The organism is Pseudomonas coronafaciens pv. oryzae str. 1_6, assembly GCF_000156995.2.
GTDB lineage: Bacteria > Pseudomonadota > Gammaproteobacteria > Pseudomonadales > Pseudomonadaceae > Aquipseudomonas > Aquipseudomonas tremae.
In genome coordinates this window covers 5,206,115-5,222,793 of the sequence record NZ_CP046035.1, presented here as the reverse complement: position 1 = coordinate 5,222,793, position 16,679 = coordinate 5,206,115, and the positions used below count along the sequence as shown (strand labels likewise).

General features: G+C 60.5%; 12 protein-coding genes. 2 read left to right on the top strand and 10 right to left on the bottom strand.

The features are described from left to right. The first annotated feature begins 23 nt into the window (after positions 1-23). Positions 24-2,276 (top strand): heavy metal translocating P-type ATPase, encoded by a 2,253-nt coding sequence (locus POR16_RS23805; RefSeq protein ID WP_005896183.1) that lies wholly within the window; start codon positions 24-26, stop codon positions 2,274-2,276. Positions 2,277-2,328: 52 nt separating this feature from the next. Here POR16_RS23805 and POR16_RS23800 read toward each other — a convergent pair whose 3' ends face one another. The 10 genes from POR16_RS23800 to hutU form a co-directional block, all read right to left on the bottom strand. Continuing rightward, entirely contained in the window at positions 2,329-2,787 is a 459-nt protein-coding gene (locus POR16_RS23800) for a thiol-disulfide oxidoreductase DCC family protein (RefSeq protein WP_005896185.1), read from the bottom strand. Between the two features lie 62 nt (positions 2,788-2,849). Beyond that, the gene (gene hutG / locus POR16_RS23795; protein WP_005896187.1) at positions 2,850-3,650 is read right to left on the bottom strand and encodes an N-formylglutamate deformylase; all 801 of its coding nucleotides are present in this window, start codon (positions 3,648-3,650) and stop codon (positions 2,850-2,852) included. A gap of 11 nt (positions 3,651-3,661) precedes the next feature. Then, positions 3,662-4,867 carry an imidazolonepropionase gene (hutI, locus tag POR16_RS23790; protein ID WP_005896188.1) on the bottom strand — a complete coding sequence of 402 codons (1,206 nt, stop codon included), beginning with the start codon at positions 4,865-4,867 and terminating at the stop codon, positions 3,662-3,664. Between the two features lie 15 nt (positions 4,868-4,882). Further along, positions 4,883-6,259 (bottom strand): amino acid permease, encoded by a 1,377-nt coding sequence (locus tag POR16_RS23785; RefSeq protein WP_005896190.1) that lies wholly within the window; start codon positions 6,257-6,259, stop codon positions 4,883-4,885. A gap of 102 nt (positions 6,260-6,361) precedes the next feature. Continuing rightward, on the bottom strand, positions 6,362-7,909 hold the full coding sequence (gene hutH, locus POR16_RS23780; RefSeq protein ID WP_005896192.1) for a histidine ammonia-lyase: 1,548 nt from the start codon (positions 7,907-7,909) through the stop codon (positions 6,362-6,364). 54 nt (positions 7,910-7,963) lie between these two features. After that, on the bottom strand, positions 7,964-9,505 hold the full coding sequence (locus POR16_RS23775) for an HAL/PAL/TAL family ammonia-lyase (RefSeq protein WP_024670522.1): 1,542 nt from the start codon (positions 9,503-9,505) through the stop codon (positions 7,964-7,966). A 12-nt stretch (positions 9,506-9,517) separates the two neighbouring features. After that, positions 9,518-10,348 carry a quaternary amine ABC transporter ATP-binding protein gene (locus tag POR16_RS23770; RefSeq protein ID WP_050586612.1) on the bottom strand — a complete coding sequence of 277 codons (831 nt, stop codon included), beginning with the start codon at positions 10,346-10,348 and terminating at the stop codon, positions 9,518-9,520. Then, positions 10,345-11,196, bottom strand: a complete 852-nt coding sequence (locus tag POR16_RS23765) for an ABC transporter permease (RefSeq protein ID WP_005896196.1) — start codon at positions 11,194-11,196, stop codon at positions 10,345-10,347. Before POR16_RS23765 ends, POR16_RS23770 begins: the two co-directional genes overlap by 4 nt. 73 nt (positions 11,197-11,269) lie before the next feature. Beyond that, positions 11,270-12,238, bottom strand: coding sequence for an ABC transporter substrate-binding protein (locus POR16_RS23760; protein ID WP_005896197.1), 969 nt, complete (start codon positions 12,236-12,238; stop codon positions 11,270-11,272). Positions 12,239-12,349: 111 nt separating this feature from the next. Then, entirely contained in the window at positions 12,350-14,047 is a 1,698-nt protein-coding gene (gene hutU, locus POR16_RS23755) for a urocanate hydratase (RefSeq protein WP_005896198.1), read from the bottom strand. 652 nt (positions 14,048-14,699) lie between these two features. Between hutU and betT the strand changes: the two genes are divergently transcribed. Beyond that, positions 14,700-16,655, top strand: coding sequence for a choline transporter BetT (gene betT, locus POR16_RS23750; protein ID WP_172678987.1), 1,956 nt, complete (start codon positions 14,700-14,702; stop codon positions 16,653-16,655). Positions 16,656-16,679: the final 24 nt, after the last annotated feature.

Here is a 16,679-nt window from a genome sequence, read left to right as displayed (position 1 = left end):
AGCAGAATCCTGGAGCACGCAGAATGGGCACGACGATCAAGACTTCCCCCGCACACGAGCATGATCACGACGATGATCACTCGCAACACAAGCACGAGCCTGCAGCGCATGCACACTCCTGCTGTGCCAGCGATGCACAGCCCGCTGTGGTGACATTCTCTGAAGCGTCGGCGTCCAGCAGTCGCCTGAGCAGTTTCCGTATCGAAGCGATGGACTGTCCGACCGAGCAGACTCTGATCCAGAACAAGCTCGGCAAACTCGCGGGTGTGCAGAAGCTTGAGTTCAACCTGATCAATCGAATGCTGGATGTCTGGCACGATCTGCCGTCCACTGATCCGATCCGCGAGGCCATCGGCGCGCTGGGTATGCAGGCCGAGCCGGTCGAAGAGGGCGCCGAGCCTGTAGCGTCGGCTGCAGCGCCTGCGAAACACTGGTGGCCATTGGCATTGTCCGGCGTGACTGCGCTGGGCGCCGAAGTGGTCCATTTGGCGTCGCTTGGCCCTACCTGGGTCGTTGCCGTTTTGGCCCTGGTGTCGATCTTCAGTTGCGGGCTGACTACCTACAAGAAGGGCTGGATAGCGCTCAAGAATTTCAACCTGAACATCAATGCCCTGATGAGCATTGCAGTGACCGGTGCGATCCTGATCGGTCAGTGGCCGGAAGCGGCGATGGTGATGTTTCTGTTCACCATTGCTGAATTGATCGAAGCCAAGTCTCTGGATCGTGCCCGCAATGCAATCAGTGGCCTGATGCAGCTGACGCCCGAACTTGCAACGGTCAGGCAGGCGGATGGCAGCTGGAAGGAGATTGAAGCCAAAAGCGTCGAACTGGACGCGATTGTCAGGATAAAGCCCGGCGAGCGCGTGGGCCTGGACGGTGAGGTGGTGTCCGGCAATTCGACCATCGATCAGGCATCCATTACCGGCGAAAGCCTGCCGATCGAGAAAACCGTTGGCGATAAAGTCTTCGCGGGCACGATCAATCAGTCAGGATCGCTGGAATACCGTGTCACCGCTGCTGCGAATAACTCCACTCTGGCGCGGATCATTCACGCGGTGGAAGCAGCGCAGGGCTCACGCGCGCCGACTCAACGCTTCGTCGACAGTTTCTCGCGCATCTATACGCCGGTCGTGTTCATTGTCGCTTTGGCGATGGCTCTGGTTGCGCCTCTGTTCTTTGACGGCGAATGGTATGACTGGATTTACCGGGCGCTGGTGCTGCTGGTAGTGGCGTGCCCGTGCGCGTTGGTCATCTCCACGCCGGTGACCATCGTCAGCGGTCTGGCGGCTGCTGCGCGCAAGGGCATCCTGATCAAGGGCGGCGTTTACCTGGAAATGGGCGAAAAGCTCGACTATCTGGCCCTCGACAAGACCGGCACGCTGACCCACGGCAAGCCTGTGCAGACCGACTACGTGCCGTTGAACGCGACCACCGCAGAGACTGCGCCTGCTATCGCCGCAAGCCTGGCCGGTCGCTCCGATCACCCGGTTTCTCAGGCTATTGCCAAAGCCGCTGATGAGGGTCTGATGCTGCATGAGGTGACTGCATTCGAAGCCTTGAGCGGACGGGGCGTGAAGGGTGAAGTGAACGGCCAGATGTATCACTTGGGCAACCATCGTCTGGTTGAAGAACTGGGTCTGTGCTCGCCCGCGCTGGAAGCGAAGCTGGATGCACTGGAAATGCAGGGCAAGACCGTGGTCTTGTTGCTGGATGCGTCGGGCCCGATTGCGCTGTTTGCGGTGGCCGATACCGTCAAGGAGACCAGCCGTGAGGCCATCGTTCAACTGCATGCGCTGGGTATCAAGACTGTCATGCTGACTGGCGACAATCCGCACACCGCCAAGGCGATTGCCGATCAGGTCGGGATTGATGAGGCGCAAGGCAATCTGCTGCCGGCCGACAAGCTGAGTGCTATCGAAGCGCTTTACGCTCGCGACCATCGAGTGGGCATGGTGGGCGACGGCATCAACGATGCACCGGCACTGGCTCGTGCCGAAATCGGTTTTGCGATGGCCGCTGCGGGTACGGATACGGCTATCGAAACGGCAGATGTCGCCCTGATGGACGATGATCTACGCAAGATTCCGACGTTTATCCGACTGTCCCGCCAGACTTCGGCGGTGCTCAAGCAGAACATTACATTGGCGATCGCGACCAAAGTGCTATTCATCGGCGTTACCTTTGCAGGCATGGCGACCATGTGGATGGCCGTGTTTGCCGACATGGGCGTGAGCCTGCTGGTGGTGTTCAACGGGCTGCGTTTGCTCAAGAAGTGATCAGGCACTTTGCATCAGGTCGAACGTTCTTCAACAAGATTGAGCGAAGCGTCTAACGTTTGTCAGGTGGTGAACGGTCGTGCGCACCCCGGTTGTTTTCCGGAACTGCACAGCTGTCGCCCCGACAGCGAGCACTGCCATCAGGATGAGGCAGCCACGCCAAATGCGGACGCCAGCGGCAAAACAGACGGTAAACAATATTAAGGAGCGGCCTGGCCCACCGCCATGATAACGGCGCAGCCCAGAAACCCAGGCCCGCCGCTCGCCAGCTCCAGAGCGTCGCGTCCAGGCCGGTTACCCATGTCCCATCGTCAAATTTCGCATGCAATGACGACTCCATCTGCGCCAGCGTGAACCCCACAGCTTCAGCATCAAAAGCTTTATCACTGATATCAACAAAACCAAGGCGATCAGGTGCGGCACGCGCACGTAGAATCTTGACTTCTCGAGCGCAGAGCGGGCATTCACCGTCAAAATAGAGCGTCAGTGGCCAATGTGTTTTCTGGTACATGTGTGAGCCCCCGTATCGACCTGACAAGATATGCCCAATGACCCAGGCCCACAATGGGGCGATCAGCCAAACCGCTTCTGCCCCCAGGCAATGAAGGTTTCCAGCAACGGTTTAAGTACGGCGCGGGTCGGTTCGGCCAGGTCCGGGCGATAGTGGAAGGGTACGAACTCGTCCATGTAAGTGCTTTGCGCCAGCTCCAGTTGCACGGCGTGGATGTTGTTGGCAGGGTCGCCGTAATGGCGGGTGATGTGACCACCCTTGAAGCGCCCGTTCAGCACATGGCTGTAATCCTTGGCCGCTGCGCAGACCTGCTCCATTCGGCTGGCCAGTTCCGGGTCGCAACTTGCGCCATTGAAAGTGCCCAGATTGAAATCCGGCAAGCGACCCTCGAACAGGTGCGGAATGTGCCCGCGAATCGAGTGGGCGTCGAACAGCAGCGCATAGCCAAACTCATCGCGCATCCGCTGCAGCTCCTGCTCCAGCGTCTGGTGATAGGGCGTCCAGATCTGCTGCAGATACCGAGCACGTTCTTCGGCACTCGGCGTCTGGCCTTCCTTGAACAGCGGCACGCCGTCAAACAGGATCGACGGGAACAAGCCGGTGGTTGCGCCCACGTACATCGGCTTGTCGTCTGATGGCCGATTGAGATCAATGACAAAACGCGAATACTCGGCGGCCAGGGTGCCCGCGCCCAGTTCGGCAGCAAAGTCATACAGGCGCGGGATGTGCCAGTCGGTGTCCGGCAGGCTAAGCGCCTCGTCCACCAGCGCCGCCTCGACGACCGGCGTCAGCTTCAGGCCGGCATGCGGCATGCTGATCAGCAACGGAATGCGACCGCGATTGAATGTCAGAACGTTGTCCACAGGGCTCTCCTTCAGATCGATGTTTCGACGCCGTGGCGCACGATGCGTTTGTCCAGATCGCCGCCCAGCCAGTAGGCCAGATCAGCCGGTCGTTCGATGTTCCACGCCACAAAGTCCGCCACCTTGCCGACTTCCAGCGAGCCATGTGTCGCGCTCATCCCCAGTGCCTTGGCGGCATTGAACGTGACTCCGGCCAGCGCTTCTTCGGGCGTCATGCGAAACAGCGTGCAGGCCATGTTGAGCATCAGGCGCAGCGAAAGCCCGGGTGAAGTGCCGGGGTTCAGGTCGGTGGCAATGGCAATCGGCACGCCATGCTTGCGCAGCGCGTCCATCGGCGGCAGTTGAGTTTCCCGCAGGAAATAAAACGCCCCCGGTAGCAGCACCGCGACGGTCCCGGCAGCGGCCATGACAATGGCGTCGTCTTCGGTCATGAACTCCAGATGATCTGCCGACAGCGCTTTGTAGCGCGCTGCCAGGCTCGAGCCGCCCAGCGAAGAAAGCTGCTCGGCATGCAATTTCACTGGCAGTGCCAATTGCCCTGCCGTGATGAAAACCTGCTCGACCTGCGCAGGCGAAAACGCCAGGTACTCACAGAAAGCATCCACCGCATCCACCAGACCTTCGGCAGCCAGCGTCGGAAGCATCTCGTTGCAGATGTGGTTGATGTAGTCGTCAGCGCGATCGGTGTATTCCGGTGGCAGCGCATGGGCGGCCAGGCAGGTGGCGCGCACGGTGACCGGCTGGGTATTGCCCAGACGGCGGATCACGCGGAGGATCTTGCGCTCGTTTTCCAGGTCCAGCCCGTAGCCTGATTTCATCTCGACGGTGGTGACGCCGTCCTTGAGCAAGTGCCGCAAACGCCGCTCGGCGCTGGCGTATAGTTCATCCTCGCTGGCGGCACGCGTGGCCCGTACCGTGCTGGCGATACCGCCGCCTGCTGCAGCAATCTCGGCATAGCTCACGCCCTGCAAACGCTGCTCGAATTCGCCACTGCGATTGCCGCCGAAGACCGTGTGTGTGTGGCAGTCGATCAGGCCGGGCGTCACCCACGCGCCGCCCAGATCGATGCAGTTGTCATGTTCTGACCCAGCCAGCTTGGCCTGAGGCCCGATCCACTCGATGAGTGCTCCGGAGGTCACGATGGCGGCATTTTCGATGATCGAGTATTTGCCGTGAGCCATGCTTGCGATGTGACAGTTTTTCCAGAGCATTTTCATTCCGGGCCTCTTTGATCAATGGGGGTTGTTGAGCGCCTTCGGCTTGACCCACACCGCGTAGGCGATGAGCAGCAGCACAATCCAGACTGCACCGACGATCAGGGCTGCACGGTTGTCCGGGAAATAGCCCAGAACGCCGAAGATGAACAGCATGAAGACGATGGCGGCGGCAGGCCCGTAAGGCCAGAACGGCACCGCAAACTTGAGCTGTGTGACCTCTTCGCGGCTCATCGAGCGACGCATGGCGACCTGAGTCAGCAGGATCATCAGCCAGACCCAGACCGTGGCGAAGGTTGCCAGCGACGCGATCAGCAGGAACACGTCTTTGGGGATCAGGTAGTTGAGCAGCACGCCACCGAGCAGCGTCACGCCCATCACCAGCACGGTCATCCACGGCACGCCCTGACGCGACAGGCGCGCAAAGCTCGCCGGCGCCTGACCGTCGCGGGCCAGGCCGTACATCATGCGGCCTGCGCCGAAGATGTCGCTGTTGATAGCTGACACCGCCGCCGAGATCACCACGATGTTGAGAATGGTCGCCGCCGAGGCAATGCCCAAATTGTCGAAAATCTGCACGAACGGGCTGCCTTGGGTGCCGATTTGCGGCCACGGATAAATACACATCAGCACAAACAGGGTCAGCACGTAGAACAGCAGAATACGCAGCGGCACCGCGTTGATTGCCTGCGGCAGGCTGCGTTGCGGGTCCTTTGCCTCACCGGCCGTGATGCCGATGATCTCGATGCCGCCGAACGCAAACATCACCACGGCAAACGAAGCGATCAGGCCAGCCACGCCGTTGGGCATGAAGCCGCCATGCGCCCACAGGTTGCTGATGCCGATTTCAGTGCCGCTGGTCGAGCTGCCGATGCCGAAGATCATGATGCCGAAGCCTGCAACGATCATCGCCACGATGGCGCTGACCTTGAGGATCGACAGCCAGAATTCGGTTTCGCCGAAAACTTTGACGTTGCACAGGTTGAGCGCGCCGATCAGGAACACGATGCCCAGCACCCAGATCCAGCGCGGCACTTCCGGAAACCAGAAGCCCATGTAAATGCCGAAGGCGGTCACGTCGGCCAGACAGACGATGATCATCTCGAACGCGTAGGTCCAGCCCAGCACGAAACCGGCCAGCGGCCCCATGTAGCGCGTGGCGTAATGGCTGAACGAACCGGGCACGGGGTCGTGAACGGCCATTTCGCCCAGTGCGCGCATCACCATGTACACCGCCGCGCCGCCAATCAGGTACGCCAGTAATACAGCGGGACCGGCCTGTTGAATCGCCGAGGCCGAGCCGTAGAACAACCCTGTGCCGATGGCAGAGCCCAAGGCCATGAAGCGGATGTGGCGGGCGGATAACCCGCGTTTCAAACCATCTTGTGACGTCATTTCAGGTCCATTTCATTACAGGTATGGCAAAAGCCGCGAGAACGCCTGCATCCGGCTTCCCGCAGCAATGACCAAAGCGAGCCCTGCCAGGCTCGCGGTGCATCACAGACTCGGTAGCAGACGTGCAGGAACCAGCGGGTTCAGGCAAGTGGAGGACAACAGCTGACTGGCAGCTTCGATGTCCGGTGCAAAAAAGCGGTCCTTTTCATAGAACGGGACCTTGCTGCGCAACAGGCTGCGGGCTTGCTCCAGCTTCGGAGAGGTTTTCAGGCCCTCGCGCAAGTCCAGCCCCTGGCAGGCAGCCAACCATTCTACGGCAAGAATCCCGCGAACGTTTTCCGCCATTTCCCATAACCGCTTGCCGGCGGCCGGGGCCATCGACACATGGTCTTCCTGATTGGCCGAAGTTGGCAGGCTGTCGACGCTGTGCGGATGGGCCAGCGCCTTGTTTTCACTGGCCAGCGCGGCGGCTGTGACCTGCGCGATCATGAAGCCGGAATTGACGCCGCCGTTGGCCACCAGGAAGGGCGGCAGTTGCGACATGTGCTTGTCCATCATCAGCGAAATGCGGCGCTCGCTGAGCGAGCCGATCTCGGCGATGGCCAGCGCCAGATTGTCCGCTGCCATCGCGACCGGCTCTGCGTGAAAATTGCCACCGGATATGACGTCGTTCTCGGCGGCGAACACCAGCGGGTTATCGGACACCGCATTCGATTCGATTTCCAGCACCTCGGCGGCCTGACGCAGCTGCGTCAGGCATGCGCCCATGACCTGTGGCTGGCAGCGCAGCGAGTAAGGGTCCTGAACCTTGTCGCAGTTGCGATGCGACTCCGACACACCGCTGCTTTCGCCCAGCAAATCGCGATAGCAGGCCGCCGCATCGATCTGCCCGTGCTGACCGCGCGCGGCATGAATACGTGCGTCGAACGGCGAGCGTGAGCCGAGTACCGCTTCGACCGTCAGCGAGCCGCAGGTGAGCGCGGCGGCGAACAGGTCTTCGCCCTCGAACAGCCCGCGCAGTGCGTAAGCGGTCGACACTTGAGTGCCGTTGAGCAGCGCCAGCCCTTCCTTGGCGGCCAGCGTCAGCGGCTGCAGGCCTGCGACAGCCAACGCATCGACAGCATTCAGCCATTCGCCCTTGTGACGTGCCTTGCCTTCGCCCAGCAGCACCAGCGACATATGCGCCAGCGGGGCCAGATCGCCGGAGGCACCGACCGAGCCCTTGAGCGGAATGTGCGGGTAGACCTCGGCATTGATCAGCGCGATCAACGCGTCGATCACCACCCGCCGAATGCCCGAGAAACCGCGGCTAAGGCTGTTGACCTTGAGCACCATGATCAGCCGTACCAGATCATCGCTGATCGGCTGGCCGACACCGGCCGCATGCGACAGCACCAGCGAACGCTGCAGGTTCTCCAGGTCCTCACTGGCGATTCGGGTCGAGGCCAGCAAGCCGAAACCGGTGTTGATGCCATAGGCGGTGCGGTTCTCGGCCAGAATGCGCTCGACACAGGCGACGCTGTCGTCGATCTGCTGGTTGGCGCTGCTGTCCAGCGTCAGGCTGACTGGCTGCTGATGAATGGCGCGCAATTGCGCCAGGGTCAGTTGGCCGGGGATCAGGTTCAGCGTCTTGGCAGATAAGGTGGTCACGATGCTGCTACTCCTTGATGGATGTCGGCAACGGCTGGTGGCCGTCAGCCGCCTCTACAGGTTTGCCGCATGATTGCGGCAGTGCCGGAAAACCCTTTCCAGCGATGTTTCGTCTTTGAGCAGGGCAGCGCTGCTGGCGATGTCAGGGGCCAGCCAGCGGTCTTCGTCGTAGGCCGCAACCTGTTCGCGCAGCAACCGCCAGGCCATGTCGGTACCGACGCCGAAGCGCTGCGTCTTGAGAAACTCGAATGCCTGCGCGGCGAGCAAATACTCGATGGCGAGAATCTGTGTGACATTGGCCAACACCTTGTGCAGCTTGAGTGCGGCGCTGGTGCCCAGGCTCAGGTGATCTTCCTGCAGGCCTGAGGTTACGTAGTTATCGACCACTGCCGGCTGTGCCAACTGGCGGTTTTCTGCGCACAGCGAAGCGGCGACGTACTGGACGATCATCATTCCCGAGTTGACTCCGGGCTGACTGACCAGAAAAGCCGGCAGGCCGCTGACCATCGGGTTGACCAGGCGGTCCAGTCGCCGCTCGGCAATGGAGCCCAGTTCGGCCATCGCCATGCACAGCAAATCCGCCGCCATCGCCACCGACTGGCCATGCGGGTTGGCTTGGGACACCACGCGCCAGGCGTCCGGCGTGCCGAGCAGCATCGGGTTATCGGTGACCGAGTTCAGTTCGGTCTCGATCTGGCGAATGGCATGGGCCAACTGGTCGCGGGTTGCGCCATGCACCTGAGGAATCGAGCGAATGCTCAGTGCATCCTGGGTACGAATGCCCTGGCTGCTGGCCAGCACTTCGCTGCCTGACAACAAGCTGCGCAGGTTCTTGCCTACCTGCTGCATGCCTGGGTGAGGCTTGAGAGCGAGAATGCTTTCATCGAACGCGTCCAGCTGGCCGCGCAGGGCCTCGAAGGTCATCGCCCCGATCACGTCGGCCCATTGGCTCAGACGCTCGGCATCGGCGATGGCCAGGCAGCTCAGGCCGGTCATGCACGGCGTACCGTTGACCAGGCACAAGCCGTCTTTGGCGCCGAGTATTACCGGTGCCAGACCTTCTTCGTCCAGCGCCTGCTGCGCAGCGACGATCTGCCCGCGATAACTGACCTGACCAGCGCCCAGCAGTGCAATGCCGACGTGCGCCATGTGGGTCAGATAACCCACTGAGCCCTGTGACGGTACTTGCGGCGTGATGCCTCGATTAAGCAACGCCAGCAGCGCCTCGACCACCTGACGATGGATGCCGGATTTGCCCTGACTGTAGTTGAGGATCGCGGCGCAGATGATTGCGCGAGTCTGTTCATCGGCCAATGGCGTGCCCACCCCGCACGCGTGGCTGAGCAGGGTATTGCGCGACAAACGACTGAGCTGTTCGCCTTGCAGCGATACATTGCACAGCGCGCCGAGCCCGGTATTCACGCCATACGCGCGCTCGCCGCTGACGACGATGCGTTGCACGATGGCCTGCGCATTATCGATCCGCGCCCAGGCGGCATCCGACAAGGCCAGTTGCGCGCCATGTCGGGCCACGGCGACTACATCCTGCCAGCCCACCGGGGCTTCACCGATGACGATCTGTTCTGCTCGCGACATCTGCAACAGTCCTTAAAGGGTGGCCACGCGACGCTGAACGAAACGGTCCACGTAATCGTCGGCAGGCGAATGAAGGATTTCTTTCGGCGTACCGACCTGAATCAATCGCCCGTCCTTAAGGATTGCGATGCGGTTGCCGATGCGCACGGCTTCGTCCAGATCGTGGGTGATGAACACGATGGTCTTGTGCAGGCTGGCTTGCAGCTCCAGCAACTGGTCCTGCATCTCGGCACGAATCAACGGGTCGAGGGCGCTGAACGCCTCGTCCATCAGGATGATGTCCGTGTCCGCTGCCAAGGCTCGCGCCAGGCCGACGCGCTGACGCATGCCGCCGGAAAGCTGGTGCGGGTATTTGTTCTCGTAGCCTTTCAGGCCAACTGTGGTGACCCAGTGCTGCGCGCGTTCCTGACACAGCGCCTTGCTCTCGCCGCGCACTTTCAGGCCGTACGCGACGTTGGCCAGCACGGTCTTGTGCGGCAACAGGCCGAAGCTCTGGAACACCATGCTGATCTTGTGCCGCCGAAACTCGCGCAGAGCCTCCATGTCGTAACGCAGTATGTCTTCGCCGTCGATCAGGATTTCGCCGCTGGTAGGGTCGATCAACCGGTTGAAGTGGCGCACCAGCGTCGATTTTCCCGAGCCGGACAGGCCCATGATGACGAATATTTCGCCGCTGCCGATCGACAGCGACAAGTCGTTGACCCCGACCACGCAACCGGTCTGCGCAAGCACCTGATCCTTGCTTTGGTTCTGCTTGATCAGCGCCAGGGCGTCTTTGGCGCGATTGCCGAAAATCTTGAACACGTTTTTGACAACGATCTTGTTCGGTTCCACGCTGCTCATTTGTTCGCCTCATGACGTGGGCGGCCATAGGCCTGCGTGATACGGTCGATGACGACCGCGAGGATGACAATGGCCAGGCCCGCTTCCAGCCCGCGCCCGACGTTGAGCGTCTGAATGCCCACCAGTACGTCTTCGCCCAGCCCGCGTGCGCCGATCATCGAGGCAATCACCACCATCGACAGCGCCATCATGGTGGTCTGGTTGATCCCGGCCATGATGCTCGGCATCGCCAGTGGCAGTTGCACGCCGAATAATTGTTGCCAGCGGTTGGCCCCGAAGGCGTTGATCGCTTCCATCACTTCGCCATCGACCTGACGAATGCCCAGATCAGTCAGACGAATCAGCGGTGGTGCGGCGTAGATAACCGTGGCGAAGATCGCCGGGACCTTGCCCAGGCCGAACAGCATCAGCACAGGGATCAGGTAAACGAAGCTGGGCATGGTCTGCATGATGTCCAGCAACGGCATCAGCACCGAGCGCAGACGATTGCTGCGCGCCGAGAGAATGCCCAGCGGAATGCCGATCAGCACTGCAATGATCGTGGCAACCAGCATCAGCGCCAAGGTCTGCATCAGCTTGTCCCACAACCCGACCGCGCCGACCAGAAACAGCAGGCCGACGATCACCAGCGTGGTGATGATTTTGCGCGTCGCGTGCCAGGCGATACCGCCGACGATGATCAGCATCAGCCACCACGGGGCCATGCGCAGCAGGCCTTCGAGGTTGACGATGGCCCACAGCAGGGTCTCGGAGATGTGCCGGAACACGTCGCCATACTGAGTCACCAGCGAGTCGACCCCGTCGTTGACCCAGTTGGCGATCGAGAAAGTGAAGCTTTCAGGAAACATAAGCGGCTCTCAAATGAGGTGTGTCGGGTCAACGGCCGGGCTGCCGAACCTTTCAGTCCGGCAGCCCGGTCGTTTACAGCGAAGCGTCCACCTTTTTCGCGGCGTCTTCACTGACCCATTTGTGCCAGATTTCAGGGTGCTCTTTCAGGAAAATCTTCGCCAGTTTCGGCGATTCGATGCGTTCCTTGGCCATGCGTCCCAGGTTCTGGTTAAGCAGGTCGATCGGCAGATTGACCTTCTCCAGCACCGCGACCAGTTCAGGGGCCTCGTCGTGGAACACTTTGGACACGCCGACCTTGATATCGATCGTCTTGTTGACGCCGGGTTTCTCTTCCAGTCGCACCAGGTCTACCTGGCCCATTAATGGCGTTGGCGACCAGTAGTAGGTGAGGATTGGCTCGCCACGTTTGTAGCTGGAGAGAATAGCCGCGTCCAGCGCCGGGCCGGTGCCAGGGCGGAAGTTGGTGTACTTGCCTTCCAGGCCGTAGCTCTTGAGCATTTCGCTGTTTTCCAGCTCACAGGTCCAGCCGGCCGGGCAGTTGTAGAAGCGGCCTTTGCCGGGCTCTTCCTGATCCTTGAACACTGCAGAATACTGAGCCAGATCGCTGATGGATTTGAGGTTGGGTGCCTTGGCTTCCAGCTTACGTTTGGCGTCGCCTTCGATCACATAGCGCGGTACGTACCAGCCTTCCACTGCGCCGACTATCGGCGCGCCGACACCGACGACTTTCCCCGCTGCGGCGGCCTTGTTCCAGACTTCACTACGGCCGACCCATTCTTCGGCAAAGATCTGTATGTCGTTGGTGCCAAGGGCGTTTTCCATGGCAATGGAGTTGCCGGGCAGGGCGTCCACAGTGCAGCCGTAGCCCTTGTCCAGCACGACCTGCAGGATGTCGGTCAGCAGCATCGCGCTTTCCCAGTTCAGCCCGGCGAACTTCACCGGTTTGCCTGATTCGCACCAGCCCGCAGCCTGACTTGCGCCTGCGCTGGCTAGAAGGCCAGCGGATACCAATGTGGTCAACAGGGCCTTTTTCATTTTCATTGTCGATGCTCCTAAGCCTGAAATGGATGACGGCAGCTTCAATCAGGCATCCGGCCCATGGGCATGCTCATGCCCGTTCCCCAAGTCTGTCGGTTCGATAACCGCAGGCTCTTAACGTCCAATCATCGGCAGGTTCAAGCCCTGCTCTTTGGCACAGTCGATGGCGATGTCATAACCTGCATCGGCATGGCGCATCACTCCGGTGGCCGGGTCGTTGTGCAGTACGCGGGCAATTCGCTCGGCGGCTTCATCGGTGCCGTCACAGACGATCACCATGCCGGAATGCTGCGAAAAGCCCATGCCGACGCCGCCGCCGTGGTGCAGCGATACCCAGGTCGCACCGCTGGCGGTGTTGAGCAGGGCGTTGAGCAGTGGCCAGTCGGAAACCGCATCCGAGCCGTCACGCATGGATTCGGTTTCACGGTTGGGGCTGGCGACCGAGCCGGAGTCCAGATGGTCGCGACCGATCACCACCGGTGCCGACAGTTCACCACTGCGGACCATCTCGTTGAATGCCAGACCCAACTTGGCGCGCTGGCCCAGACCAACCCAGCAGATACGCGCCGGCAGGCCCTGAAAGCTGATGCGCTCGCGGGCCATGTCCAGCCAGTTGTGCAGGTGGTCGTCGTCCGGGATCAGCTCTTTGACCTTGGCGTCAGTCTTGTAGATGTCCTGCGGGTCACCCGACAGCGCGGCCCAGCGGAACGGCCCGATGCCGCGGCAGAACAGAGGGCGGATATAGGCGGGGACAAAGCCTGGGAAATCGAAGGCATTGGCGACGCCGACTTCCTTGGCCATCTGGCGAATATTGTTGCCGTAGTCAAAGGTCGGAATGCCCGCTTGCTGAAACGCCAGCATGGCTTCGACGTGTTCGGCCATCGACTGCTTGGCAGCCTTGACCACATTGGCCGGCTCGCTAACCGAACGGGCGCGGTACTCGTCCCAGGTCCAGCCTTTGGGCAGGTAGCCATTGAGCGGGTCGTGGGCGCTGGTCTGGTCGGTGACCATGTCCGGACGCACACCGCGACGGACCATTTCCGGCAGAATATCTGCCGCGTTGCCGCACAGGGCGATGGAAATGGCCTTGCCTTCGGCGGTGTACTTGGCGATGCGCGCCAGTGCGTCATCCAGGTCAGCCGCTTGCTCGTCGACGTAGCGGGTCTTGATGCGAAAATCGATACGGCTTTGCTGGCATTCGATGTTCAGCGAGCAGGCCCCGGCCAGCGTGGCTGCCAGCGGCTGTGCGCCGCCCATGCCACCGAGCCCTGCGGTCAGCACCCAGCGGCCTTTGAGGTTGCCGTCATAGTGCTGGCGGCCGGCTTCGACGAAGGTTTCGTAAGTGCCCTGAACGATGCCCTGGCTGCCGATGTAGATCCAGCTGCCAGCTGTCATCTGGCCATACATCGCCAGACCCTTGGCATCCAGCTCGTTGAAATGCTCCCAACTGGCCCAGTGCGGCACTAGGTTAGAGTTGGCGATCAGTACGCGAGGGGCATTGCTGTGGGTCTTGAACACGCCGACCGGCTTGCCGGACTGCACCAGCAGGGTTTCGTCATCGTTGAGCTGGGTGAGGCTTTCGACGATCTTGTCGTAGCATTCCCAGTTGCGTGCCGCGCGACCAATGCCACCATAAACCACCAACTCATTGGGGTTTTCGGCGACTTCCGGGTCGAGGTTGTTCATCAACATGCGCAGCGGTGCTTCGGTCATCCAGCTTTTGGCAGTCAATCGAGTGCCGCGTGCAGCCCGTACCACGCCTTCGCGGTGGCGGGTCCAGTCCTGCTTCAGGTCTTGATTATTCTCGGTCACAAAAGAATCCTCGGCGATCAATCCAAACCAGCCCGATTAAAGGGCGAGCAGTGCCTGGCGAAGCAGGCTGATTCAGTCCAGTGGAGAGCAGAATGTGTAGCCTGTCTCTACTTGTACATACAAGCATATGCAATCAAAGGACCAACTTCGTCCGCACCCCGGCTAATTGATCGTTTGATGGGTATGCCATCCAGTGTTTTTGCGGGTTGGCAGCCTCTCTCACAGCGATTTGAGGCTTTGTGCAACGAGACCGACAGCGTTACCTGAAACGTGATTTGCGCGTTTTTGGGGCGGCAGGTAACAGAACGGTGCGTGAAATGTGTGCGAGGCCAGGCTCATGTTGGACAGTTGATCCATGTCTGCAAATACCTCCATCTGGAGGGCCTGAATTGCGTGGCTGGACGATTGGAACGATCCCGCCCGGGCGTGCGTCATACCGTGGCCTGAGCCAGCGCTTACCGGCCTGCGATTAGTATTTGCGGGTACTTTCATGTTTAAATTGAACGCTCGTTCAAGTTAAACCGGTGGTTCGCTGCCCGCTCACAACAGGAGGCTAACCCTTGCCGTATCCGTTTTTTGCAGTTGGTTTTATCAGTCCGGAGGCGTTCATACGATGAGTTCTCCGAGTACTTCTTCAAGCGGCATGGTCCGCATGAACGCCCCAGTGTTCTACTTCGCTGCGAGCTTCATCCTCATCTTCGGCATCATTGTCATCGCCTTCCCGCAAGCCAGCGGCGAATGGCTGCTGGCTGCGCAGAACTGGGCTGCCAATACGGTCGGCTGGTACTACATGATGGTCATGACTCTGTACCTGGTCTTCGTGGTGGTCACCGCCTTGTCGGGCTTTGGCAAGATCAAGCTCGGTGCCGACCACGACGAGCCCGAGTTCAGTTACCTGTCATGGGCCGGGATGCTGTTCGCTGCCGGGATCAGCATCACGTTGTTCTTCTTCTGTGTCTCGGAACCGCTGACGCACTTGCTGCAACCGCCACAGGGCGAGGGCGGCACCGCTGAGGCTGCACGTCAGGGCATGCAGTTGCTGTTTCTGCACTGGGGCCTGCATGGCTGGGGCGTCTTTGCTTTCGTCGGCATGGCGCTGGCCTACTTCGCCTATCGACACAATCTGCCGCTGGCCTTGCGTTCGGCGCTGTACCCGCTGATCGGCAAGCGCATCAATGGCCCTATCGGCTATGCCGTCGATGGTTTCGGCATCATCGCGACCATTTTCGGGCTGGGCGCAGACATGGGTTTTGGCGTGCTGCACCTTAACTCCGGTCTGGATTACCTGTTTGGTGTGGCGCATACCCACTGGATTCAGGTCGGTCTGATCACTCTGATGATGGGCGCAGCGATTCTGGTGGCGATTGCCGGTGTCGACAAAGGCGTGCGCCTCATGTCCGACATCAACATGCTACTGGCCTGTGCGCTGTTGCTGTTCGTGCTGTTTGCCGGCCCTACACAGCATTTGCTCAATACCCTGGTGCAGAACATCGGTGACTATCTGGGGGCGCTGCCAAGCAAGAGTTTCGATGTCTACGCCTACAACGAGCCGAGTGACTGGCTGGGCGGCTGGACCGTGTTTTATTGGGCCTGGTGGATTGCCTGGTCGCCGTTCGTGGGCCTGTTCATCGCACGTATTTCTCGTGGCCGGACCATCCGTGAATTCGTTTTCGGCGTGCTGCTGATTCCGCTTGGCTTCACCCTGGCGTGGATGTCGATCTTCGGCAACAGCGCCATCGACCAGGTGCTCAACCACGGCATGGTCGCGTTGGGCCAATCGGCTATCGATGATCCGTCGATGACCCTGTATCTGCTGCTGGAAACCTACCCGTGGAGCAAGACGGTCATCGCGGTGACGGTGTTCATCAGCTTCGTGTTCTTCGTCACTTCGGCCGATTCGGGCACGGTGGTGCTGTCGACGCTTTCCGCCAAAGGTGGCAACCCTGACGAAGACGGGCCGAAATGGCTGCGCGTCTTCTGGGGTGTCGCCACTGCGCTGATCACCAGCGGCCTGCTGTTTTCAGGCAGTATCGATGCGCTGAAGTCGGCGGTGGTCCTGACCTCGCTGCCGTTTTCGCTGATTCTGCTGCTGATGATGTGGGGCCTGCACAAGGCATTCGTCATGGAGTCACAGCGCAAGATCGCGCAACTGTACTCGCTGGCTCCTGTGTCCGGTTCACGACGCGGCGGCTGGCGTCAGCGCCTGAGTCAGGCCGTGCATTACCCGTCGCGGGATGAGGTGTATCGCTTCCTCGACCAGACCGTGCGCCCGGCGATTGATGAAGTAACGGCAGTATTCGTCGAGAAGGGCTTGAGCGTGGTCAACGTGCCTGACCCGTCCAACGACTCCGTGACCCTGGAAATCGGTCACGGCGAAGAGCGTCCATTCATCTACCAGGTGCAGATGAAAGGCTTCTTCACGCCTTCGTTTGCGCGCGGTGGCATGGGCTCCAAACAGTTGAACAACCGCCGCTATTACCGCGCCGAGGTTCACCTGAGCGAAGGCAGCCAGGACTATGACTTGGTGGGTTACACCAAGGAGCAGGTGATCAACGACGTGCTCGACCAGTACGAACGGCATATGCAGTTCCTGCATCTGGTGCGTTGATCAGGGCTTGGGAGCACCTATCGT